Raw genomic sequence first — 24,910 nt, 5'->3', positions numbered from 1 at the left:
GTTACAAACTTTAATTATTTTTTTTTGAAATTAAATGCAATGTTTTTTTACCGGACAATGGCAAACCCCTGATAAGAATACCATTTCTCTGTGCAAAAATAATATTTAAATGATTTATATAAAAGCTCTATCTTTGAAAACTTTAATTTTAACGAAAATAAACACCAGATGTTTACACCAGCAGAACTTTTAGATATCAATACATTACTTACTCAAGAAAGCAAAATAGTTATCCTTACCCACTACAATCCGGATGGAGATGCTATTGGTTCAAGTCTGGGATTGAAACATTATCTGAAAGCAAAAGGAATTCATGCAGAAGTTATCGTGCCTAATGATTTTCCTAAATTTCTGAAATGGATGCCGGAGTCTAAAAAAGTTATTATTGCAGAATATAAAAGAAAGCTGGCCTCTGACATGATTGCAGGAGCGGATGTTATTTTCTGTCTGGATTTTAATTCTCCATCACGAATTGGATTATTAGGAGACTGGCTGGTGAAAGCTCAGGGAAAAAAAATTCTTATTGACCACCACCAACAACCGGAAAAATTTGATTTTGTTTATTCCGATACCGTAATTCCGGCAACTTCACAGATGATCTATCATTTCATTGAAGCAATGAATGATGAAAAGCTGGTGAATCAGGATATGGCGGAATGTCTTTATACGGGAATTATGACCGATACAGGTGGTTTCCGTTTTCGTTCTACCAGCGCGACTACACATAGAATTATTGCCAATTTGATCGAAAATGGTGCAGATCCGGCGATGATTACATCCAATACCTGGGATACCAACACAGTTTCCCGTCTGCATTTGCTTGCTTTGGTTCTGGGAAGAATAGAAGTGGTGAACGATGGAACAGTAGCAGTATTAAGCCTTACAAGAAACGAATTGAAAGAATTTGGTTTCCAGAAAGGAGATACGGAAGGTTTTGTAAACTATGGTTTAAGTATTGGCGGTGTAAAAATGTCTGCATTCTTTATGGAAGATTTGTATGAGGATTTTGTTAAAATTTCGTTCAGGAGTAAAGATGATGTTGATGTAAACCAATTCTCCAGGAAGTACTTTAGCGGTGGAGGACACATCAACGCAGCCGGAGGAAAATCTTTAGACTCTTTATCCGGAACTATAGCCAACTTTAAAGAGAAAGTAAAAGAGGAAGGTTTGTAGGAGGGAAGATCTGTAAATTCTCCGTATCTCAAATTCTAGACACTTTTACGAAACCCTTTCTCTTCGAGTTCCTGACAGGTATATTCATACACCTGCTGAAACATTTCATCCATATACCGTTTGTTGAAAAGACTGTATTTCGTCATCTTAGGCGGATCTAAAAAAATATTGCAGTATTTTGCTTTAGAATACACCGATTTTGCGATGGCTAAGTGAAGGATCCTGTCGAATTCTTTCATCAGACTCATTTTGTTTAATTGATCGTAGCTGATGGAGTTCACATGGGAGGCAATCAGAAAATTGCATTTATCCATGATAGGTTCAATGGGAAGATTGTCGAGAACGCCACCATCCACATAGATTTTTTCCCCTATCCTTACCGGAGGAAGAATAAAAGGAACGCTGGAAGAGGCCAGCAACGGTCCGAAAAGTTCTCCTTCAGAAAAGAAGTCGACAATACCATGAGTCATCTCTGTTGCAGCAACATATACAGGGATTTCCAAAATATTAAAATTGTCCTCCGGTAAATAGTCTTTAAGCAGTTTTAAAATGAAATTGGAGCTGAAAATTCCGTTTTTTGATAATTTTAAAGCTGATCGGGAAAAGAAAGAGGTCTGTCTTACAATTTCCATCATTTCATCCGGTGTTTTTCCAAAAGAATAAAAAGCACCAATGATAGAACCTGCACTGGTTCCGGAGATAATGTGCGGTTTCAGATTATATTCTTCCAGCGCTTTCAATACAGCAATATGCGCAATTCCACGCATTCCTCCGCCTGAAAGTGTAAGCCCGATAACCGGTGGTGCCGGTGGTTTCTTTTTTTTGAATGAAAATAAAGCCATTACCAAAATTATCCTCTACTAATATACAGGATTTTTCATTAAGGGTGGTTTTAATTTGTGAGGTAATCTATTTTATAAAACCAGTTTTTTAGGAAGGTTGTGAAGAAGTTCCGTATTGATAATTTCTGCACAGATGCCTGGTTTTTCCCAATGTCCGTTGTGCCCGCAGTCCAGAATATAAGATTTAATATTGGTTCTGTCCGGAAGGTGTTTGATCATCACATCTGTTTTTACAGCATTATCGTGCTTCCCTGCCAATACTAAAATTTTAGCCTCCAGATTTTCCAGGATATGTTTTTTGTCGGTTCTTTCTACCATGCCTTTCACACAGGCAAGTGCTCCCAGATTGTTGGTAGATAGTGCAGTTTCAAGAGCGGTTTCTATTTTTCCTTCCAGAATATCTCTTTCGTTCGGATTGAATAAATTAGGAACTCCGGCTCTCGCATAATGAGCAAATGCATCTTTTATGATTCTATAGCTTTTAATACGCTGCTGTTTTTTCTCTTCGTCGTCAGGAAAGTAAGTAGAGAAAAATAAAGTGAGACTTTTTAAAGAATTGGGATATTTTTCAGCAAAGGCAAGTGAAGTATATCCTCCCATAGAATGTCCCAGAAGGTGTACTTTTTCTAAATTTTGCTGATCTAAAACTTTTTTTACTTCCTCTGCCATCAGTTCCATGGTATGAACTTCAGCTAGAATTTCTGACTGTCCATGACCGGGAAGGTCAATTTTAAGCAGTGAAAAATCTTTGGAAAGATGGTGTTCCATATCGCTCCAGATGGATAAATTCTCCATAAATCCGTGAAGAAGTACCAACGTTTCTTTTCCGTTTCCTGTTCTTTCAAAGTTCAGCATAATTCCAAAATTATAGAAGGTTAAAAATAATACAGCAGGTTATCTGCTGCAGATCCATTTCTTCTTTCAAAAATAAACAAAAAAGAGCATTTTAAAAATGCCCTTTGTGTTTTATTGAGTTAATTCCTTGTAAATCTTTGTTTCCCAAGGCTTGATATCTGTTACGCCATATCGTTCCTTTTTGGAAATCGCAAGGTTGTCCAGCATATCCACAAAATTCTTATAATTTGCGTCATCCGTTGGTTTTACAATCACTGTGAATTTGTTAGGTGCCGGAGCATTTTTATAAGCTTCTGCAATGATTTTTGAAATTTTTATTCCACTGAAATCGGTTTCTTTAAGATTAGCGGAATTCAGATCTGTAGCATTGCTTTGATGATAAAATACGCGGTTGTCCTTTCCGAGGATAAATGTAATCTGGTTTTTATCTCCAATTACAGGATTATCTATAGGATGAGGGTTTGGATCTTTTGCGGGTAGCCCTAAATCCATTACATTAGGTTTTGTAAAATTGGTGGTGAACATAAAGAATGTGATGAGTAAAAATCCCAGATCTACCATAGGAGTCATATCTACTCTGATCATTTTTTTCTTTTGCTTGCTGCCCTGTTTTTCTTGTGCAATTACTTCTGCCATGATTAAAGTTTTTAAATGTTAAACGGTATTTTTTTTGTAAAATTCATACAAAACATATGCCTCGATTATTAAAAACTTTATAAATTCATGAATCTATTGATTGTTTGTGAATTGATTTTGTAATATTTTCAAGAAGTTTTATCGGTTGATTGTTATTTTCTTTGAAACAATAATTTCTTCTTTGTTTTTTATCTGTACAATATAAATTCCTTCAGTGAATGCTGATGTACTGATCTTAATTTTTTCTTCGTTATATTTTTGAGAGAAGAGTTTTCTTCCTGACATATCGGTGATGCTGATAATAGTTTCTTTTGGAAGATGATCTGCATAAAAGAAATCTTTTGCCGGATTAGGGTAGAGATTAGGTTTATTTATAGGTTGGTTTTCTGAGATTCCTAATTGTTCTGGGCTTAGTTTTACAATCCAGGCATCAATACTACCATGATTTCCCGTTACATCTCCACTTGTAGAAAGCGTATTTCCTGAAACAATATAACCATTATCACTGGTTGGTTCAATAGAGCTAAAGTATTCAACATTTGGTCCTCCCAAGGTCTTTTCCCATTTCAGGTTTCCATTACTGTTCAGTTTTACAATCCAGTAATCCAGATAACCATGATTTCCGGTTACCTGTCCGTTGTTGGAAAAGGTCCAGCCACCAACGATATAATCCCATTCAGGAGTTTGCCGTATTGTGATGGCGTTATCGTGAGCACTTCCGCCCAGATATTTATCCCACTGGATGACTCCGCTATTATTTAATTTAACAACCCAATAATCAGGAAGACCATTTTCAATATTAGAAGGATCATAAGAAGTACCCACCACAATATAACCGCCATCGAAAGTCTGTTGTGCAGAATATCCCATATTGTCACCAAAATTACCCAGTGTTTTTTGCCATTGCATATTTCCGGAGTAATCAAGTTTTACAACCCAATAATCGTAGTTTCCATAGCTTATGGTAATATGTCCGTCTGTAGAAACTGTATTTCCTGCAATAATATATCCGCCGTCAAAAGTTTGCTGAACAGAAAGCGCCTGATCGCTGTCACTTCCTCCCAATGACTTCTGCCATTGTATATTCCCGGTGTTATCCAGTTTTACGATCCAATAATCCTGTGCTCCCTGATTTCCACTCACATCCCCATCGTTAGAACTGGAGATTCCGGCTACAATATATCCTCCTTCACTAGTCTGCTGAACAGATTGCGCTTCATCAGAACCGCTTCCTCCTAAAGATTTCTGCCATTGTATATTTCCGGAGCTATCAAGTTTTATCACCCAGAAATCAAAATTTCCATGGTTTACTGTAGTATCTCCGTCACTGGACTTGGAAGATCCGGCGGCAATGTATCCTCCATCTGTAGTCTGACGGATAGACTGGATTATATCATTATTACTTCCTCCCAGTGCTTTTTGCCATTCTATATTTCCATTGCCATTCATTTTTACCACCCATCCATCTCCTTCGCCATGATTTCCGTTTACATCTCCGTCGTTGGATGATGAAGCTCCAGCCATGATGTAACCCCCATCAGAAGTTTGCTGGGTAGAATAGGCAGTGTCGCTTTGGGTTCCTCCCAATGCCTTTTGCCACTCTATGGATGGAGCAGTCTGAGCTGTGAGTAATGAACAGGTAAGAAATAAAAAAGTAAATGTATAATATCTCATATGTATTTGAATTGGTGATAGTTATTCAAATATAATTAATTTTACACTACGTTTGGTGTTTTATGGTTTATTTAATTCAAAATAAAAAAACTCACACGATAAAGTGTGAGTTTTTAAAATAATATGTAAATGGTTTATTTACTCTTTTTATAGTAATTAACCCCGCATTCTAAGAATTTCTTGAAATCCTCTTTGGGCATATATCCTGAAACGGGCGTGTTGATTACTTTTCCATCCGGAGTTATCAAAACGTAGTGAGGCTGTGAGTTATTGTTAAAGTTAACCTGCTGGAATAAGCTCCATCTGTCACCAATTGTTTTTACCTTTTTGATCTGTCCTTCACCAAGGTCAATTTTAGTTTTTTGATCCTCTGGAAGCTCTTCTTTGTCGTCCACATACAAAGATGCTAATACTACATCATTCTGAAGGATAGGTAAAATATCCGGTTCGCTCCATACAAACTCCTCCATTTTTCTACAGTTTTCACAACCGTATCCGGTGAAGTCAATAAGGATTGGTTTATCCTCTTTTTTAGCAAGTTCTATTGCTTTAAAGAAGTCGTGTTCCGGATGCATTCCCAAAATTCCGTCTTTCTCATCATGGAAGTAGCTTACGTTCAGCGGAGGTAAAATTCCACTTAATAACTGAAGCTTAGGACGGTCAGATGGTATTAAACCTTGAATTAGGTAGATTACAAAACCAATTCCTAATACGCCTAATATCTTTCTTGTAATGGATATTTTAGGTTTTTTATCATCATGCGGGAATCTGATGAATCCTAATAAGTATAATGCTAATCCTAATGCAACGATGATCCAGATGGCGATGAAAAGTTCTCTTTTTAAGAAGAATGTCTTAGAAACAAGATCTGCTTTAGATAAGAATTTCAAGGCTAAAGCCAATTCTACGAAACCTAAAACTACTTTTACCGTATTCATCCATCCTCCGGATTTCGGAAGACTTTGTAATGCTTGCGGGAATAGAGCCAATAATCCGAAAACGATTGCCCATGCAAGACCAAAACCTGCCAATGCGAATGTCAATAACATCGGAACATTGGTAGAACCGGTTACTGCACTTCCCAGTAAACTTCCTAAAATAGGTCCTGTACAAGAGAAAGAAACAATAACCAATGTCAATGCCATGAAGAAAATACCGATAAGTCCTCCAGCTTCTTCCGCTTTAGAAGATTTATTAGCGATTGAACTTGGTAACGTGATATCATAATACCCAAAGAAACTTCCGGCAAAGAAGATAAATATGATGAAGAAAGCGATGTTCAGCCATACACTTGTAGAAATCTCGTTAAAGATATTCCCTGCAATTCCGTCAATAACATGAAAAGGAATACTTAATAACACGAAAATAAGAAGGATGAAAAACCCATAAATAAGAGCATCTCTTTTTCCTTTCGCCTTGTTTTTACTTCCTTTTGTAAAGAATGAAACAGTCAGTGGAATCATTGGGAAAACACAAGGTGTAAGCAAAGCGATCAGACCGCCAATAAACCCTAGGAATAAATAGGTCCAGTAATTTTCATCCACTTTAGTAGATGCTGTACCGCAATCTGTCAATGGTTTTTTGAAATCTATCGTTGCAATTTTCAGCTGCTTAGGATCCAGTTTTGACGTTTCTGTGACTGTAGCTTCTATTTTTGCAGGGTTTTCGGTAACAGTCTCCGTTATTTTCACTGAATCTTTTACAGGGCCTGTGGTTTCCTCAGTTGCAACTTCTTCCGTTGCTCCTTTTGGGGTAACTTTTTGGTTGAATTCTAATGTATTGGGAGCCAGACAAACCCTGTCATCACAGGTCTGATACGTAATTTCAGAAGTGACATCCGCAGGTTTTGCAGGATCTTTTAATTTAAATTTCTGCTTAAATCCTGCTGAATTGGAGTAAAAAACAATTGTTCCACCAAAAGCTTCAGAAAACTCTTCATGCTTTTTACCAACTTCGGTAAATTTCCCGATAAGTTCAATATTCTTTCCTGTAACCTTATATTCAGTAGGAATTCCGGTGTCTTCCGGTAAATCTTTTGAGTAAATATGCCATCCGCTTTCCATAGTAGCATTCAATACCGCTTCGTACTGATTGTTTCCCAGGTCATTGATGGTGAATTTAAACTTTACGGGATTTTTTATCTGCGCATTAATCCCTGTCGCTAAAAATAGTAGAATTAATAAAAACCAATTTCTAAATTTCATTGTTCATTTCATTAAAAATTTTGAGACTCCATTTTGTCTTCTCATTCTTTGCATATCTTCTATCCTGTCTGAAAGGGATAATCCCAAGTACAGAATCATTACTGTCCGTCAGTATCCAGATTTTTTGCCTCGCTAAAATAGATAATTTTTCGTCCCTAAAAAACTTAGAAACTTTCTTTTTCCCGGAAAAACCGGATGGATACAACTCGTCACCCTCTTTTTGTTTTCTCAAACGTAGTGGGAAATGAAGTTTGTCAGCATCAAAATCCCATTCAAACCCCTTATTGATTCCATCAATGCTTTCAATATAATCTACGAGGTTGATGTTGATTTGGTTTTCGGAAAAATCAAAATGATTGATCAGTACAATTTCTTCTTCAATTTCTTTTTCGTTGCTTTTGTCAATAAAAATCAGCTCATCACGGTTGACAATCAACTGATATTCTTTTGAAAAAAATGAACTGTTGTTTTCGGCTTTAAAAATTTTGGGGATTTCTTCCTCCTGGTTGAATCCGTATTTTTTTAAAATTTCAAATTTTACGAAATCGCTTTCCTGATCCAGCTTTTCCTTTGATAAGATTTTATTGTTTTGGTTAAATATTGTAATACGATTTTCTATCTCCTGAATCTGTTTCTGAACAAAATCTTTGGTTTGATTCAGATACAAAGAACTTTTTTTGAAGTTTTCCAGAAAATGATCGTTGGTTTCCATCAGCATCGGAACAATCTCATTTCTAATCTTATTCCTCAGATAATCATTTTTTTTATTCGACAGATCCTCCCTGAACTCAATCGTGTTCTCCTTCGCAAACTGATAAATTTCTTTTTTCGAAAAATTTAAAAGCGGTCTGAGAATATAATTATCATTGGATGGAATTCCACTTAGTCCGTTGATGCCCGCAGCTTTGGAAAGATTGATGATAAAAGTTTCCAGCTGGTCATTCAGATGATGAGCAGTAACCATAAATTCCAGGTTTTCCTTTTCCTGAATTTCTTTAAAAAAAGCATATCGGAGTTCCCTCGCCCAAAGCTGAATAGAATTGTCAGGCTTTCGATCTTTTTCCGAAACTTCATACAAATGAAATTTTATATGATTTTTCTCACAAAAATCCTGCACCGTTTTCTGATCCAGATCCGAATCATTACCACGGAGTTTATAATTGATATGGGCAACCTGAAATTTGAATTCTGAGCCTTTGATTTTGTTCCCTAAATCCTTGAACAAAGAGGCAAGAACCATAGAGTCTGCACCTCCGCTTACTGCCAGAAGATACGTATGATTTTCCGGTTCGTGAACAAGATTTTTTAATTGACTGATAAAGCTTGATTTTTCCAACATAGATGTTGAGAATTTCTTTTATGCAAAGATAACCGATATAATTCAATTGAATTTTCCTAACTTTGAGTAGTCTAAAAATGATTATTTATGAAGATTTTAAAAATTGTAGCAGTTTCTGCAATGGCGCTGGGAATGACATCTTGTGTCAGCAAGAAGCAATATGATGCTTTGAGCACAAACTATAAGCAGTGTATTGAAAATATCGGAGAAAGACAGAGAGAAATCCAGGATTTGAAGTCTCAGAACTCTGCATTGTCCGGTGAAAACAACTTGCTGAAAAGCCAGCATGATGCTTTAAAATCATCACTTGATGCATGTCTTTCCAACACTGGGAAAAGCTCTGCTAACATTGATAAATTGGTAGGAGAAATCAATGCTTCCAATTCTTATATCAAACAATTGATCTCTAATAATGCTAAGAATGACAGCTTGAATCTGGCATTATCTAACAAGCTGAAAAGATCATTGGATAATGTATCAGATCAGGATGTACAGGTGAAGGTATTGAAAGGAGTTGTAATGATCTCTCTTTCAGACAATATGTTGTATAAAACAGGAGATTACAATATTTTGCCTGCTGCTCAGGAAGTGTTGGGAAAAGTGGCTAAAGTAATCAATGATTATGATAAATATTCAGTATTGATTGAAGGTAATACGGATAACGCTCCGTTGAATTCTCCAAATCTTCCAAGAGACAACTGGGATCTTTCTGCATTAAGAGGTACTTCTGTAGCTAAAGTTCTTCAGACTCAGTTTGGAGTAGATCCTGCAAGAATTACAGCTGGAGGTCGTTCTGAGTATAACCCTAAAGCGACAAACATGAGTGTTTCAGGCAGAGGTGAAAACAGAAGAACGGAAATCATCATTATGCCTAAGCTGGATGAGTTTATGAAACTGATGGATATCGCTCCTAAGAAATAATCACTCAACCATACATAATAGTAAATCCCGAAGCAATTCGGGATTTATTTTTTTATGAGTTAATCTGTTTTGGAATATATTGAGTTGATATTTTCTTCTTTGATGAAGGAACTGCTTTTTTAGCGGTTTGCTCAAAATAAAAATTGGTGATATTCCATACGATCATAATGGCTGAAAAGTAATATAAATTGAGAACGAGTGCAATTCCCAGATGCATAGAAACAGTTAGAAACAGCCATGTCTTCTGAGTCGGTTTGTACCAGATGAAAAACGGATAGCACATCTCAATGATAATCGTACTCCACCCAATAAAGCTTAAGACATAAGAATGTTCTATAAGCCAACTGAAATCAAAATTCAGATCTCTGTTGGAATAGGGTAGATGAATGGCTTTCCAGATGGATTCGCCGTTCCACCAGTTGAAACCTAAAGCTTTATCCAGTCCGGAAAAGAAATAAGCAATAGAAATGTGAATCTGAAATAACCTTTTGGCAGGTGTGATATTTATTTCCCGTGGTTTTCTGTTGAAAATAAAATTCCTGAGTGAAAAATATTGATCTGAAGGGAATAGGATCAGATAAAATAAAGACATGCTTGTGAAAAAGTCTGCACCATACGCAAAGAAAGAACTACCCTTGAGTAATGCAATCTGCAGTATAAGTAAAAGAAGTGCAGAAACTCTGGAATAAAATCCGGTAATAATCAAAATACACAACGTAATAAATGATATTTTGGTCATTATAATTGTTGTGCTTTCTTCAATACCGAAACCCTGTAAAAAGGTGACGATTTTTGAGAAAGTAATCAGCCAGTCGGGCGTGAAAACACTCATAATATCCTGTGGAATGATACTGCTGCTTGAAAATAATTTGTCAAAATCCGGTATCACTGCGATAAATTGTAGAAGGATAACACTTCCTATAGCAACGCGGAAGAAGCTTAAGAATTCCGTTTGATTATCCTGTTTGAAAAAGAAGTTTTCAATTTTGGTATAAAGTACATCTAGCTTTTTCATCACTTTAATGTTTGAATTCATCAATAAGAATAAGATTTTCATTCGTTCTTCCCTGTTTGAAATCTGCAATGGTGGGGTAGTCGTACAGATAAAGTTTTGTCGTAACACTTGATGCTTTTGGATTTTCTTTCATCACATGTGTTGCAATCTGTTTGATAATAATGTCCAGATACTGATAATATTTGCGGTCATAAGTGTTCTTGTCGGAAATTTTATCCAGAAACATATTGAAGACGGTAGTATATCTCACTCTGCTTTCCTTACTTTTGAAATAAGGCATATTCTTTTGTTCTAAGATATTTCCATTTTTATCTTTCATTTCAAAGCTCATCACAAAGTCACTGGCAACATTCGGTGCATAAAAACCATATCCTGTATCAAAACCGGTATAAGAAGTAAGCATATTGATAGGTTTTGATTGGGCAATATTCTCTGATATCACATACGCCAGAGGTTTATCATAATTCTTGTTTTCATAATAAAAACCGTAGTAGCCATCAAATGTTCCCTTCATGCCTATTGTAAATACGATCAAAAGAACAATAAAAATTCCCGATAACTGAAGCTTTTTTTTCATGACAAAAGATTTAAAAAAAAGGCTGCCTTCAGAACAAAAACAGCCTTTAACGGTTATTTGTAGTTAACCAATACATTATTAAGCTTAACATTGATTCTTGGATCAATAGCTGTATTGACTTTGTAAGATTTTATAATCACATTGGTAAGATTCTTTCTTCCCATAGTTGGCGGACAGATCGTGTATTCTTCAGCTCCTCTTATGGTAAGTTTACCTAAAGATGCAATATCTTTCTGAGTCAACAATGCCACATTAGTGGCCACCTGATTATTTTGAATGGCATAATAATCTGTTCCAAGTTCTTTGGCTCCGTATTTTTTCAGGATGCCATCTACCTTAGCTCTCAGATCTCCATATTTTTTCCAGTCAATATTCGCTTTCATTAAACATCCGCGGATGATATACTGTCTGTTGATTTTGTAAATAATAAAATTGGTACCCAAACTGTTCTGATGGAGTTTTTGTAGTCTTAGTAAACTCTTTATGTCTTCATCAGAAATTTTTTTGACATCTTTAAGGATGTAATTGTTGTCTACAATGTAATTGCCTTTTTCTTTATAAAAAGACATTTCCTGAGGCTTTAGCTGGGAAAATATCATCACAATTCCCACTATTGCTCCAATTAAAAATAAAGTCTTTGTTTTCATGTGGTTGTTTTAAAATATCCCTACTCTGTTTTTAGGATTTTCGGATACCTCCTTGGTATGAGTGTTTCATGGTCGAGAAACTTAGATCAAATGTAGAATTATGTGAGTGCTTAAGAATAAGTGTTTATCCTGTTTTTTTACAAGGACTTTACCCTGTTAAGATTGAAATGTAAAGAATGTAAAGAATGAGAATCCCGAAAGAACGGGCTGTCCAAGGCTAATTCAGACTGTTTTTGTTGATGCTTGGAAGAAATATTTTTTTGGATGAACTCAGAAAAGTTTTTTTGAGTTGAAGTTTGGGAAAACGTAATTTCGGAATGGAATTAGGTTTTGATCAGAAGATCAGATAGAATAACTGAAGTGGCTTAAATAGAAATAGGATGACTTTAAAAAAAACAAATCCCGAAGGTGGCCGGGATTTATTTTTAATCAAATTAATTCTTCCTTTTTCAGGAGCGAAATAATTCGTAGCAAAAATGAAGTGGATATTTCTTTCTTAGTTTTTGCTGCAGAAGAATCAGTTGTGCCTTTCAGCATAACTTTTTTGTGATTCTCATGGTTAGTTTGTGTCTCTCCTGCAATCATCTTGTTTCTCTTAGTGTTTTTACCCCTTATTCTCATTGCAAACTTATAACTAATACCACAAAAATACCATCCGTGTTTTCACGGTATTTTATATGGGGTTTTCACTGATATGTAGATTTTTATGCATTTAATTAGTTGATTAATAAAAGAATATGTATATTTAAATCTCTATTAAAGGAAATAATTAAAGAGGTATCCGAAAATCTAAAGAGTAGGAAATTAATACTAAACAAAATAATTATGAAAAATTCAAAAAAACTTTCAAGAGTGGAAATGAAAACTGTACAAGGTGCTATCAGAGGGTGTAACCCACAGATATTTTGTACTAGCCCACAAACAGAGTGCTGCCCGGGATGGGTTTGTGCTGGTATAAGACAATATTGTATAGCCGTATAATGATTTTTATATAAAATTTAGATCTGGCTAAGAAAAAGAGAGGGATTAATTTCTCTCTTTTTTTGTATCTTATTGTTGAATTTAAAAACTAGCTTTAAAATCCTTAAATTTGTTTTAAATTAAAATGGTATGAGTTTTTTTGAAGAAAAGAATCCTGAAATGGACAGATATTTGGAAGCACACGCTTCTTCAGAATCCGAAATGCTGAAAAAACTGAGAAGAGAGACTTACCAGAAGACGACACAGCCTCATATGATTTCCGGATATCAGCAGGGAAGGTTATTGACTATTATTTCCCAGATGCTGCAGCCAAAAAGTATTTTGGAAATAGGAACCTTCACAGGATATGCTACACTATGTCTTGCATCAGGACTAGCGAAAGGCGGGAAAATTACTACGCTGGATGTGAACGAAGATCTTGCTTATCTGCCGAAAAAATATTTTGAGTCCAGTGAATATGCCAGTCAGATTGATTTTAAACTTCAGGATGCTAAAGAATTTTTAAAAGAAACAGACGAGTTTTTTGATCTGATTTTTGTGGATGCTGATAAGGAAAATTATGCGGAATATTTTAGACTGATAAAACCTCACACTAAGTCCGGAACGGTAGTCCTGTTTGATAATGTTTTGTGGTATGGAAAAGTACTTGAAGAAAATCCAAAGCTGAAATCTACCCAGTCTATCCAGGAATTGAATGATTTGGCGGCAAAAGACGAAGATTTTGAAAATCTTATTTTACCTTTGCGTGATGGAGTCAACTTTCTTCGCAGAAAGTAATTAAAACATTCAAGGATTAAACATTTAAAGAGGTACATATCGTATTTTTAATCTTTAAATTATTCAATCTTTAAACTGAGAGTTAATGAATAAAGGAATTTGTATTGTTACAGTAGCGCCGGTTCGTGCAGAGAATTCTGACAGAGCTGAAATTGTTACGGAAATATTGTTTGGAGAAAGTGCAGATATTTTGGAAGTAGATAAAAACTGGACCAAAATAAAAATGCACTATGACGGCTATGAAGGATGGATGGATACCAAACAGTTGAAACCGGTAACAGATGAAGAACTGGCAGCAAGAAAAGTGACTGTGGTTACTGAAGATTTTTCCTCTGTATTGATGAATGACGGGAAGACACTATTGTCTATGGGGTCAGAAGTGGAGTTTCCGGTGGTTGCTTCAAGGAGAAGTCATGATGTGCGTGAAAGTATTGCTATGGCGGCAAAAGAATTCCTTAATGTACCTTATTTATGGGGTGGCAAAAGTTTTTTTGCAGTAGACTGCTCAGGATTTACTCAATTGGTCTATAAAATTCACAATATTAAAATTCCAAGAGATGCTTCACAACAGGCTGAGGTAGGAGAACCACTTACCTTTGTAGAAGAAGCACAGCCAGGAGATCTTGCTTTCTTTGAAAATGCAGAAGGAAAAATTATTCACGTAGGGATTATGCTGGATAATCAAAAGATCATTCACGCTTCCGGAAAAGTAAGAATTGACACGTTGGATTCTACAGGGATTTTCAACAAAGAAATGAACAAACATACTCACAAACTGAGAGTGTTGAAAAGTGTAATTTAATTCTCATTCAATCTCATCTGAAATGGAAAATATTCTTTTTACAATTTTTGATATTTTTAATTTTGGATGGGTCGCTTTCTTGTGGTGGTTTACCCTGAAAAACTATATCGCATTGCCGGAGAGAATTCCGGTACATTTTGATATGGAAGGAAAAGCTGATGGATTTGGTGGGAAAATATATGCATTTCTGATGCCTGTATTAGCTCTTGGACTATATGCTGTGTTCGTGTATGGATTAAAACATCCTGAAGATACTAATTTCCCTGTAGAAATTACAGATCAGAATATGAATGCTCAGTTTTTAATTATGAAAATTGGATTGAGAATTCTTTTTGTGGTTCTGGCAGTCATTTTTACAAATATTCAGGACTATATGTTCAGATATGCTGTTGATGATAAAGCTAAACCCAGAATTTCATTTGCCACTATTTTTATATCAGTCGTGTTATTTACTCCAACACTGCTTTTTATTGCCCATCTATTCAAATGATATATTCTAAAGATAATTCAGAACACTATACCTGGGGAAACCATTGTGACAGCTGGATCCTGAAAAATACGCAAAGCTTATCTGTGAAGCAGGAAAAGATGCCTGCAGGAACGTCAGAAAAACCACACTATCATAAAGTGTCAGAACAGTTTTTTTATATTCTGAAAGGAGAGGCTGTATTCTATATTAATGAAGAGAAATACCCGGTTAAACAAGGAGAATCTATTTCTGTTGCACCGGAATCAAAACATTTTATCTCCAATGAATCCACCGAAGAAATCGAATTTTTAGTCATATCCAATCCACCTGCGGATCATGATAGAATTGAAATAAAAGAATAATAAACATGGCTTTTCTATACAATATATTTATCAGTCTCCTTACTTTCGGAATGAAGGTTTTTGCATTAATTGACAGCAAAACTAAAAAAGGCGTTGAAGGAAGAAAGCAGTCGCTAGATAAAGTAAAATCTGCATTTACAAAAACAGATAAAGTAATCTGGATGCATGCTGCCAGTTTGGGAGAATATGAGCAGGGACTGCCTGTTTTGGAAAAGCTTAAGGAGAATTTTCCCCATTATAAAGTTCTGGTGACATTTTTTTCTCCATCAGGGTATGAGAATGTCGTTAAAAAGAAACATATCGCAGACGTCATTTGTTATTTGCCATTCGATAAAAAAAGCACTGTGAAAGAATTTATATCACAGTTTAATACTGAACTATTTTTTACGGTTAAATATGATTACTGGTATAATCTGCTAGCTGAACTGAAAAGTAAAGGGACAAAAATCTACGTTATTTCAGCTCTGTTCTATGAAAGACAATCCTTCTTTACTTCCTATGGTAAATGGTTTGTAAAGCAGCTTCAGAAAGATGTAGATTGGTTTTTTCATCAGACTCAGTTTTCCTTAGCCCTGGCTAAAAGCGTGGGGTTGATGAAGTCTTCCGTAACGGGAGATACAAGGTTTGACAGAGTAAAGCAACTTCGTGATCGAAACAATCACGTTGATTTTATAGCGGATTTTATAGGAGAAAATAAAGCTGTGGTTTTTGGGAGTTCATGGCAGGCCGAAGAAAAAATAGCAGAAATAGTTTCCCGTAAAAATAATAAGGTGAAACTTATTATCGCCCCACATGATCTGAAAAGAGTAGAGCATTTGAAAAGTATATTTCCGAATGTATTATTATACAGTGAGATACAAAATGCTCAGCCATTAACCAACAATGCTCAAATTCTGATTATAGACAGTATCGGTTTATTATCAAAACTATATTCTTATGCAGATGCAGCTGTTGTAGGAGGAGGATTTCATGATGCCGGACTTCATAATATTCTGGAAGCGGCAACTTTTGGTGTTCCTGTGGTTTTTGGAAATCATTATAAAAAGAATCCGGAAGCCGATGATCTGATCGCTGCGAATGGCGGAAAATCATTTCCAGACGAATATACAGCAGCAGAATTTGTTTTATTTCTTATGAATGAAGATAATCAGGAAGAGCTAACAGAAATGTCTCAGAATGCAGGAAAATTCGTAGACGGAAAACCTAATTCTACCCAAATGATTCTGCAGAAAATTTTATCTTAAAAATCCCTGACTTTTTATTTCCTTCATGATTTGATCAATATTTTCTGGTATTTTTTCACATTCAAACCAATTGAAGTCAAGACCATTGTTAATACAGAGTTTTTGAAGATAATGGTTCTCTAATATTTTCTCTTGAGTGTCACGCAAATATTCATCAATTTCCATCCAGTAATCCTCATCCAGTTTTTTAATAAGAGTCAAAGACTTGAATACTTTGTTGATGATATAAATATAAAGTTTATAAACATTGTCAAACCTCTGTCTGCTGAGGTCACTGTTGTTTTCCAGAATTTTATTGATAAGAAGAAGATTCAGTGAAACTTCCCCGAATTTATCGGTGGTAATTTTGATGTGTTCAGTGATTTCTGCACTTATCTTTCGGATAATAGTCAGAAAATAAGGAGCATTTCCGGTATATTTTGAGGCTAGAAGAATCTTTTCAGTTACAATTTCCTCCATTGCATTTCTCTTGTCATCTGTAGTTTCCGGATCAATAAGCTCAAAATACAGCTTTTTAGACAATAATTTATCCTTTCTCAGAAGTCTGAAAATAAGTTTGTCTTTCTCGGTACTGGAAAAAGCGCTCAGAGCGGCTTTGAACTCTTTTGAATACTCCATTAATTGAAAATTTTCGAATACTTCATGAATCCGTTCAGTGCCCAGTTTGCCGTATAGTACAATGATTTTAATGTTGAAAAGCCCATGAAATCTTTATAAACAAGATATTGATCTTTGATGATGTTTTTTTTCTTTCTGGAAACACTGTTTTCGCGCATTCTGTATTTTGCCAGTGTTTTTTTTACAGGAATCCCTTCAGGAATTACTTTTAAAAGATTAAGCCACATCACATGATCTTCACGCTTGCTTTTTACAGGAAACAAAAACTTTCCAACCCTTTTGGTGTCATACATTGTGGAAACCGGTGCCAGGCGGCATGTCTTCAGCAGATTGGAGAAAGTAACGACTTTGTCAGCCAGAAAATCTTTCAGAATAGGCTGAAGCTGTTCATCACATCTTGAATAATTGCAGTAAACCAGTTCTGCATTATGTTCCTGCATGTAATCTGTCATTGTTTCCAGATATTCGGGATACCAATAATCATCAGAATCCAGAAAAGCGATATATCTTCCCTGTGCTCTTTCCAGACTGTTATTTCTGGCATTTCCTGCCCCACCGTTTTTTTCAAGTACCTGCAGTTTTATTCTGGGATCATTATATTTTCTGATGATCTCAACAGTATTATCTTTGGAAAGGTCATCAGTGATCAGCCATTCCCAGTTTTCATAGGTTTGGTTAAGAACAGACTGTATGGTTTCCTCGATAAATTCAGCAGAATTATAACAGGGAGTGATAATGGAGACAAGATCTTTCATTTATGCTTTTTGAGACTGTAAAATTATAAAAATCTTTTTTCATAAAAATGCCAGGAGCTTACCCCTACCGCAATAACCACCAACATACATACCAAAGCCATTACAAATGGATTGTAATCTTCAAACAGCCCTAAAGTCTGGAAAGTTCTGATAATAGGGAAGTGGAAAATATAGATTCCGTAGGTGAAATCACCATATTTTCCGAAATTGTTTAAGAATTTGAATGAATAGGCAATATACATTACGATAACACCAATCATCATTGGGGAAAAAAGTTGAATATTTAAATATAAATCAATCCACACCGTAGCGAGCGCAATGATGAAGAGCATATTTTTATATTTGATGAATTTATCAAAATTAAAGTAAATCAGCATTCCGGGGATAAAATAGGATAATGTTCCTGGAAGCTGCTTGGCAACTGAAATTTTATGTAAAGATTCAAAATAATTAAGATAAATAAGTGATAAGAAGTATAAAATAACCAAGCTTATATTCCTGTATTTATTATTCTTTCCAAAAAGCAAAAACAACAATGGTACTGAGAAATAATAGCACATTTCTATTTTCAGTGTCCATAAGGCACCATTCACTGCTTGATTTCCAAAAACTCCGGGAAGCCACGGTGCTTTAAAATTTAAAAATAATGAATTCCAGAAAAGATATTTATAAACTTGTGTATTGCTGAAATACTCGGTGAGAGAATACGTGCTAACCAAACTTAATAAAATTGCACATAAGAAAATAACCAATAAATAAGCGGGAACAATTCTTCTGATTCTCTTTTTTAAATAACTTTTCAGGCTTGAAGACCTGTCATAGCTCCTCGCAATAAGAAATCCGCTCACTGCAAAGAAACCGAAAACAGCAATTTCTATAGGGCTGTGCTCAAAAATTTTAAGATCGGGAGAAGCGCTGAGGGTGCCAAGATGTCCAAGAAAGACAATAAAGGCAAGGAGAACACGTATGAAATCAAAATTGTTTTTCGTAATATCCTGCATTTGTATTTTCTTTCTTGCAAAAATAACTTTTTTAATAAAATGAATGGGTGCCTGTATTCATTATTTGTTAAATAAAGGGAAAATGAGGTCTGAGGGTTTTAAAATATATATAAATAAAGGTCGATGAAATAATTTTTCATAAAAAATAGTAATATAAATCAAAAAAATTATAATTTTAGCGCTTGAAAAAATTGATCTATGAAGAAATTAGCATTACTATTTGCAGGTTTGTCTCTGTTTGCCGCTACAGGATGTAGCAGTGATAATGATCCTGTTCTGGAAGCTCCTCTAGTTGGGACTTGGCAACCGTTAAAAGAAGTAGTTACTACTGTTGAGGTGGGTGAAGACCCGGTTTCTAACACGATTACTTATACTGACTGTCAGAAACAAACAAGATGGTGGTTCAGCGCTGACTCCAAAGGAGGGAAAACAAACTGGGGAGATACCGCTACACCTGGTCAGTGTGCTATTCTTTCTGATATAAAATTCAATTATACTTATAATAAGGAAGGAAAAGACGTTCAAATGAAAATTCAGGGGATCGTAGAGCCGCAAAATGCAAAGATCATTACTTTGGATGATACAACGCTCAATCTTGCTGTGAGAGAGGAGACTCAGGATCCTACTATATTCCAGACAAGAACATATACCTTCAAAAGAGTTATTCAATAATAGTATATACTTCAGGATATAAAACAGATCTCATCTCCGGATGGGATTTTTTTGTTGAGGACAGAATTGCAATTCATCATAAATTAAATTTCCATTTACTTTAAAATCATTATTTTTGTGAATCTTGTTAAAAGAGAAAATAATTCGATATTTTAAAGTCTAACATATAACATATATATAAAGTGTTTTACGATCATCAGCAGATAGAAAAAAAGTGGCAGAAATACTGGGAGGAAAATCAAACCTATAAAACCTCTAATAATACAGATAAACCCAAATTTTATGTACTCGATATGTTTCCGTACCCATCCGGAGCAGGTCTTCACGTAGGTCATCCGCTGGGATATATAGCATCGGATATCTATGCAAGATACAAAAGACATCAGGGGTTTAATGTTCTTCACCCGGTAGGATATGACAGCTTTGGACTTCCTGCTGAACAATATGCGATCCAGACAGGACAGCATCCGGCTATTACTACAGAACAAAATATCAACAGATATGAAGAGCAGTTAAGAAAAATCGGATTTTCATTCGACTGGAGCAGAGAAGTAAGAACTTCAGATGCCTCTTACTATAAATGGACACAGTGGATCTTTATCCAGCTGTATCACTCTTGGTATAATAAAAATACCGACAAGGCAGAATCTATTGATTCATTAATCCAACATTTTGAAGAAAAAGGAACCGAAGGATTAAATGCCAATCAAAACGACGAATTAAATTTCACAGCAGAAGAATGGAAAATAGCTTCCGATCTTGATAAAGAAGATATCCTGTTAAACTATCGTCTTGCTTACAGAGCTGAAACTACGGTGAACTGGTGTCCTGCATTAGGAACTGTATTGGCAAATGATGAAGTGAAAGACGGTAAATCTGAAAGAGGAGGATTCCCTGTTTTCCAAAAGAAAATGATGCAGTGGAGTATGAGAATTTCTGCTTACTCTGAAAGATTATTACAAGGATTAAATACTTTGGACTGGCCACAACCTTTGAAAGATTCCCAGGAATACTGGATTGGAAAATCTCAGGGAGCACAGGTTCAGTTTAAGGTAGAAAACCACGATGAAATCGTTGAGGTATTTACAACAAGACCTGATACTATTTTTGGAGCAACTTTTATGGTATTGGCTCCGGAAAATCCTTTAGTAGAAACTATTACTACCGATGCTCAGAAAGTAGAAGTAGATACTTATATTGAAGAAACTTCCAAAAAAACGGAAAGAGACAGAATGTCTGACGTGAAAAACGTGAGTGGAGCTTTCACAGGAAGTTATGCAATCAATCCGTTCAGTAATGAGAAAATGCCGATCTATATTTCAGACTATGTATTGATGGGATATGGAACAGGAGCGGTTATGGCTGTTCCGGCACATGACGAACGTGATCACAGATTTGCAAAGAAATTCAACCTTGAAATTAAAAAAGTTGTAGAAACTGAAGAAGACGTTCAGGAGAAATCTTTTGATTCTAAAGACTCAGTTTGCGTAAACTCTGATTTCTTAAACGGATTGAGTTATAATGAAGCGAAATCAAAAATCATTGCTGAGATCGAAACTAAAGGTATCGGTCATGGAACAACAAACTACAGACAGCGTGATGCAATTTTCTCAAGACAACGTTATTGGGGAGAACCTGTTCCTATATATTATAAGGATGGGATGCCTTACACGTTGCCGACTTCTGCTTTACCATTGGAACTTCCTGAAGTTGAAAAATATTTACCAACAGAAGACGGAGATCCACCATTAGGAAATGCGAAAGAATTTGCATGGGATGAAGCTAACCAGAAAGTAGTTGCTACAGATCTTGTTGATGATAAAACTATTTTCCCTTTAGAATTATCTACAATGCCGGGATGGGCAGGAAGCTCATGGTATTTCCTTAGATATATGGATCCTCAGAATGACGGAGAGTTCTGTGCTAAAGATCTTTCAGATTATTGGGGACAGGTAGACTTATATATTGGTGGTAGCGAACACGCAACGGGGCACCTATTATATTCCCGTTTCTGGAATATGTTCTTAAAAGACAGAGGATATATCAATCACGATGAGCCGTTCCAGAAATTGATCAACCAGGGGATGATCTTAGGAATGAGTGCATATGTATATAGAATTGACGGAACCAACCAGTATGTATCTAAAAATTTAGCTAAAGATTACCAGACTCAGCAAATTCATGTTGACGTATCCTTATTAAAAGGAACTTCTGACGAATTGGATACTGAAGCATTCAAAGCCTGGAGACCAGATTATGCTAATGCAGAATTTATTTTGGAAGACGGAAAATACATCACAGACCGTGAAGTAGAGAAAATGTCCAAGTCAAAATACAATGTGGTAAACCCTGATGACATCTGTGAAGAGTACGGAGCTGACGGTTTAAGATTGTATGAAATGTTCCTGGGACCATTAGAGCAATCCAAGCCTTGGAATACTCAAGGATTAAGTGGAGTATATGGCTTCCTTAAAAAATTCTGGAATCTGTATTTCAACGAAGACTCATTTGAAGTTTCAGAAGAAGAACCAACAAAAGCAGAATACAAAGTTTTACATACCTTAATAAAGAAGGTAGTATATGATATTGAAAACTTCTCTTTCAATACATCTGTGTCATCATTTATGATTGCTGTAAACGAGCTTCAGAAAATAAAATGCAACAAGCGCAATATTTTAGAACCGCTGGCCGTTATCATTTCTCCTTATGCTCCTCACATCTGTGAAGAACTGTGGAGTTTATTGGGACACAATGCATCTATTGAGTTTGAAAAGTTCCCGGTATTAAATGAAGATTATCTGGTAGAAGATGAAATTGAATATCCGGTAAGCGTAAATGGTAAAATGAAGTTCAAAATTTCACTTTCAGCTCAATTATCTGCCAAGGAAGTGGAAGATTTGGTGATTTCAAGTGATAAAATGCAACAGATTTTGGAGGGCAAAACCCCTAAAAAAATCATTGTAGTCCCTCACCGTATTGTGAATATCGTAATTTAAATAAAATTTAACATTGGGAAATTAAAAAAAATGGGTGTCTTATTTTTTTGATTTTTTAACTCAAATGTTAAATTTGGGGAAAATAAATAAAATAATTAAAAATAATTATTATATCGAAATCGTATTAAAATTTCTTTATCAAAAAAAAGCAAAATGTTTAATTAAGACTCTTGCATTTTAATTAATTTTGCCTTTAATTTACACCCTGTAAAATTTTAAAACAATATAATTTAGTTAAATATGGAAATGAATGTTTCAAAAAATGATGAGCAAGTAGTTGCTAGAAAGGCAGGAGGTTTAAATCCAGCTGTTATTATTCCTATTCTATTTATTATAGGAGTATGTATTTATTTATTCGTTCTTGGTAGCCCAGGAAACTTTAAAGATGCAGATAAACTAGGAAGTGGATCTGTAGCTTTTTCAAGTGTTGAAGGAAAAGACATTCACCCAGAATCGTTTTTAGGTATTATCTACAAAGGAGGGGTTATCGTACCAATCTTGATTACTTTCATGATTACTGTAATCGTTTTCTCTTTTGAAAGATATTTCGTTCTTGGTAAAGCTGCTGGAAAAGGAAACTTAGACAACTTCGTTGTACAAGTAAGAAGCTTACTAAACCAAAACAAAATTGACGAAGCTATCGAAGAGTGTGACAGACAACAAGGTTCTGTAGGTAACGTAGTAAAAGAAGGTCTTACTACTTACAAAGCACTATCTCACGATACTACATTAAATAAGGAGCAGAAAATGGTAGCGCTTAACAAAGCTATCGAAGAAGCTACTACTCTTGAGATGCCAATGCTTGAGAAAAACATGATGATCCTTTCTACTTTAGGTACTGTTGCAACGTTAGTAGCACTACTTGGAACGGTAATCGGGATGATCAAGGCGTTCTTCGCATTAGGTTCAGGAGGTGGTACTCCAGATGCTGCTGCTCTATCTACAGGTATCTCTGAAGCCTTGATCAACACGGCATTAGGTATTGGTACTTCAGCAATCGCTATTATCCTTTATAACTTCTTTACTTCTAAAATTGACGGATTAACTTACAAGATCGATGAGATCTCTATGAGTATCCAACAATCTTTCGCTGAATTCAACTAAGAATTAGCAAGGTATTTGCATTAGCAATTAAAAGAAGTTTAATTAAAAATATTTTATAATAATGGCGAGAGTCAAACCAAAAAGACATGGAGTAGTTACGGACATGACGGCAATGTGTGACGTTGCGTTCCTACTTCTTACGTTCTTTATATTGACCACTCAGTTTAAAAAACCTGACGTGGAGCAGATCAAACCGCCATCTTCAATTTCGGAAAAATTACTTCCTGATGCTAGTTTAATGACTATCAACGCTACACCGGACGGAAAATTCTATTTCCAACCAGTAGATAATGCATCAGAAAGAGTTGCTCTTTTGGAAAAAATGGGACAAAAGTATGGTATTACTTTTGACAACAACCAAAAAGTAGCTTTCCAGAAAGTTCAGGCAATTGGAGTTCCAATGAACCAACTTAAAGGTTACTTGGATATGTCTGGAGATGAGCAGAAAAATTATAAGAGTCCTACAGGTATTCCTATGGACAGTACAAATAAGCAATTAATTGATTGGGTAAAAGAAAGTTTGAGCGTTAACCCTGACTACAAGTTAGCTATTAAAGGTGACGTTACTACTCAGTACCCTAAAGTTAAAAGCCTATTTGAGGGTTTAAGAGATATTGATTTTCTTAAATTTTGGTTGATTACATCACAAGAAGGTAAACCATAATATATCATTAGAAATGGCAGAAGTACAAGTACAGGAAAAAGGCGGCAAGGGCGGCAAGGTCCGTTCCAAGAAGCAAAGTACCAGAGTCGATATGACTCCGATGGTGGACTTGGGTTTTCTATTGATTACCTTCTTTATGTTCACAACTACATTCAGTAAACCGAATGTTATGGATTTGGGTCTTCCGGCTAAACCGAAAGATGAAAAACAAAAACCACCTCCAACAGAAATTAAACTTTCTAATTCAATTTCTATTTTATTAGGAAAAAATAACAGAGTGTTTTGGCACCAGCAGGATGCTACATCCTTGAATGACCAAACGCTTATGGAAACTACTCTTGATAGAGAAGGAATTAGAAAAGTAATTCAGCAGGCAAAATCTAGAGCTGCAGATCAAACGAAATTTACCGTGATCATTAAGCCAACTGACGATGCTATATATAAGAACTTTGTTGATATTCTTGACGAAATGGCAATTACCAAAAGTGAGCAGTACGGTGTTACTGATGTGAAGCCTTGGGAAAAAGCTATTTATGACAAGAAAGTAGGAGGTGCTGCTGCACCGGCTGCTACAAAGTAATT

24 protein-coding genes are annotated in these 24,910 nt (G+C 35.5%); 12 read left to right on the top strand and 12 right to left on the bottom strand.

Features of this window, described 5'->3' with window-relative positions:
- The first annotated feature begins 168 nt into the window (after positions 1-168).
- Positions 169-1,173, top strand: coding sequence for a bifunctional oligoribonuclease/PAP phosphatase NrnA (locus tag LC457_RS20575; protein ID WP_223601516.1), 1,005 nt, complete (start codon positions 169-171; stop codon positions 1,171-1,173).
- A gap of 35 nt (positions 1,174-1,208) precedes the next feature.
- Here LC457_RS20575 and LC457_RS20570 read toward each other — a convergent pair whose 3' ends face one another.
- The 6 genes from LC457_RS20570 to tilS all read right to left on the bottom strand — a co-directional run bounded on the left by LC457_RS20570 (position 1,209) and on the right by tilS (position 8,723).
- Positions 1,209-2,015 (bottom strand): patatin-like phospholipase family protein, encoded by an 807-nt coding sequence (locus LC457_RS20570; RefSeq protein WP_223601515.1) that lies wholly within the window; start codon positions 2,013-2,015, stop codon positions 1,209-1,211.
- Positions 2,016-2,087: 72 nt separating this feature from the next.
- Positions 2,088-2,870: an alpha/beta fold hydrolase gene (locus LC457_RS20565; protein WP_223601514.1), complete on the bottom strand. Its 783-nt coding sequence runs from the start codon at positions 2,868-2,870 to the stop codon at positions 2,088-2,090.
- Positions 2,871-2,981: 111 nt separating this feature from the next.
- The gene (locus LC457_RS20560; protein ID WP_223601513.1) at positions 2,982-3,506 is read right to left on the bottom strand and encodes a biopolymer transporter ExbD; all 525 of its coding nucleotides are present in this window, start codon (positions 3,504-3,506) and stop codon (positions 2,982-2,984) included.
- A gap of 138 nt (positions 3,507-3,644) precedes the next feature.
- Positions 3,645-5,180 carry a T9SS type A sorting domain-containing protein gene (locus LC457_RS20555; RefSeq protein WP_223601512.1) on the bottom strand — a complete coding sequence of 512 codons (1,536 nt, stop codon included), beginning with the start codon at positions 5,178-5,180 and terminating at the stop codon, positions 3,645-3,647.
- A 134-nt stretch (positions 5,181-5,314) separates the two neighbouring features.
- Positions 5,315-7,384, bottom strand: coding sequence for a thioredoxin family protein (locus LC457_RS20550; RefSeq protein ID WP_223601511.1), 2,070 nt, complete (start codon positions 7,382-7,384; stop codon positions 5,315-5,317).
- A complete protein-coding gene (gene tilS, locus LC457_RS20545) occupies positions 7,374-8,723 on the bottom strand; it encodes a tRNA lysidine(34) synthetase TilS (protein WP_223601510.1) in 1,350 nt (449 codons plus the stop codon). Before tilS ends, LC457_RS20550 begins: the two co-directional genes overlap by 11 nt.
- 87 nt (positions 8,724-8,810) lie before the next feature.
- Here tilS and LC457_RS20540 point away from each other — a divergent pair, with 87 nt between their 5' ends.
- Positions 8,811-9,644: an OmpA family protein gene (locus tag LC457_RS20540; protein WP_047425041.1), complete on the top strand. Its 834-nt coding sequence runs from the start codon at positions 8,811-8,813 to the stop codon at positions 9,642-9,644.
- A 52-nt stretch (positions 9,645-9,696) separates the two neighbouring features.
- Here LC457_RS20540 and LC457_RS20535 read toward each other — a convergent pair whose 3' ends face one another.
- From LC457_RS20535 to LC457_RS20525, 3 genes are read right to left on the bottom strand one after another with little or no spacing between them, the layout of a single operon-like run.
- On the bottom strand, positions 9,697-10,659 hold the full coding sequence (locus LC457_RS20535; protein ID WP_223601509.1) for an HTTM domain-containing protein: 963 nt from the start codon (positions 10,657-10,659) through the stop codon (positions 9,697-9,699).
- Positions 10,660-10,663: 4 nt separating this feature from the next.
- Positions 10,664-11,236, bottom strand: a complete 573-nt coding sequence (locus LC457_RS20530; RefSeq protein WP_223601508.1) for a hypothetical protein — start codon at positions 11,234-11,236, stop codon at positions 10,664-10,666.
- A gap of 53 nt (positions 11,237-11,289) precedes the next feature.
- Entirely contained in the window at positions 11,290-11,883 is a 594-nt protein-coding gene (locus tag LC457_RS20525) for a hypothetical protein (protein ID WP_223601507.1), read from the bottom strand.
- A gap of 1,110 nt (positions 11,884-12,993) precedes the next feature.
- Here LC457_RS20525 and LC457_RS20520 point away from each other — a divergent pair.
- The 5 genes from LC457_RS20520 (at position 12,994) to LC457_RS20500 (ending at position 16,518) form a co-directional block, all read left to right on the top strand.
- Positions 12,994-13,641, top strand: a complete 648-nt coding sequence (locus tag LC457_RS20520; RefSeq protein WP_223601506.1) for an O-methyltransferase — start codon at positions 12,994-12,996, stop codon at positions 13,639-13,641.
- Between the two features lie 85 nt (positions 13,642-13,726).
- The gene (locus LC457_RS20515) at positions 13,727-14,443 is read left to right on the top strand and encodes a C40 family peptidase (protein ID WP_223601505.1); all 717 of its coding nucleotides are present in this window, start codon (positions 13,727-13,729) and stop codon (positions 14,441-14,443) included.
- A 22-nt stretch (positions 14,444-14,465) separates the two neighbouring features.
- Positions 14,466-14,933: a DUF1648 domain-containing protein gene (locus LC457_RS20510; protein ID WP_223601504.1), complete on the top strand. Its 468-nt coding sequence runs from the start codon at positions 14,466-14,468 to the stop codon at positions 14,931-14,933.
- Complete coding sequence (locus tag LC457_RS20505; RefSeq protein ID WP_223601503.1) at positions 14,930-15,274, top strand: cupin domain-containing protein; 345 nt, start codon at positions 14,930-14,932, stop codon at positions 15,272-15,274. The genes LC457_RS20510 and LC457_RS20505 overlap by 4 nt, the downstream gene beginning before the upstream one ends.
- Positions 15,275-15,279: 5 nt before the next feature.
- Positions 15,280-16,518, top strand: a complete 1,239-nt coding sequence (locus tag LC457_RS20500; protein WP_223601502.1) for a 3-deoxy-D-manno-octulosonic acid transferase — start codon at positions 15,280-15,282, stop codon at positions 16,516-16,518.
- Here the strand turns inward: LC457_RS20500 and LC457_RS20495 are convergent.
- From LC457_RS20495 to LC457_RS20485, 3 genes are read right to left on the bottom strand one after another with little or no spacing between them, the layout of a single operon-like run.
- On the bottom strand, positions 16,510-17,136 hold the full coding sequence (locus tag LC457_RS20495; RefSeq protein ID WP_223601501.1) for a deoxyuridine 5'-triphosphate nucleotidohydrolase: 627 nt from the start codon (positions 17,134-17,136) through the stop codon (positions 16,510-16,512). The two genes, LC457_RS20500 and LC457_RS20495, sit on opposite strands and share 9 nt — an antisense overlap.
- Positions 17,136-17,891, bottom strand: coding sequence for a glycosyltransferase (locus tag LC457_RS20490; RefSeq protein WP_223601500.1), 756 nt, complete (start codon positions 17,889-17,891; stop codon positions 17,136-17,138). The genes LC457_RS20495 and LC457_RS20490 overlap by 1 nt, the downstream gene beginning before the upstream one ends.
- Before the next feature lie 23 nt (positions 17,892-17,914).
- Positions 17,915-18,892: an acyltransferase gene (locus LC457_RS20485; RefSeq protein WP_223601499.1), complete on the bottom strand. Its 978-nt coding sequence runs from the start codon at positions 18,890-18,892 to the stop codon at positions 17,915-17,917.
- A 198-nt stretch (positions 18,893-19,090) separates the two neighbouring features.
- On the opposite strand from LC457_RS20485, the gene LC457_RS20480 reads away from it, so the two are divergent.
- The 5 genes from LC457_RS20480 (at position 19,091) to LC457_RS20460 (ending at position 24,908) form a co-directional block, all read left to right on the top strand.
- Complete coding sequence (locus tag LC457_RS20480) at positions 19,091-19,564, top strand: lipocalin family protein (RefSeq protein WP_223601498.1); 474 nt, start codon at positions 19,091-19,093, stop codon at positions 19,562-19,564.
- A 182-nt stretch (positions 19,565-19,746) separates the two neighbouring features.
- Positions 19,747-22,560, top strand: coding sequence for a leucine--tRNA ligase (gene leuS, locus LC457_RS20475; RefSeq protein WP_223601497.1), 2,814 nt, complete (start codon positions 19,747-19,749; stop codon positions 22,558-22,560).
- A 240-nt stretch (positions 22,561-22,800) separates the two neighbouring features.
- Complete coding sequence (locus LC457_RS20470) at positions 22,801-23,664, top strand: MotA/TolQ/ExbB proton channel family protein (RefSeq protein WP_047373530.1); 864 nt, start codon at positions 22,801-22,803, stop codon at positions 23,662-23,664.
- 61 nt (positions 23,665-23,725) lie between these two features.
- Positions 23,726-24,328, top strand: coding sequence for a biopolymer transporter ExbD (locus tag LC457_RS20465; protein WP_223601496.1), 603 nt, complete (start codon positions 23,726-23,728; stop codon positions 24,326-24,328).
- 13 nt (positions 24,329-24,341) lie between these two features.
- Complete coding sequence (locus tag LC457_RS20460; RefSeq protein WP_223601495.1) at positions 24,342-24,908, top strand: biopolymer transporter ExbD; 567 nt, start codon at positions 24,342-24,344, stop codon at positions 24,906-24,908.
- Positions 24,909-24,910 lie beyond the last annotated feature (2 nt).

Origin of the sequence: Chryseobacterium sp. GVT01B (assembly GCF_019970045.1) — a bacterium.
GTDB lineage: Bacteria > Bacteroidota > Bacteroidia > Flavobacteriales > Weeksellaceae > Chryseobacterium.
Note: the sequence above shows the minus strand (reverse complement) of the source record. Positions and strands in the feature narration are given on the sequence as shown.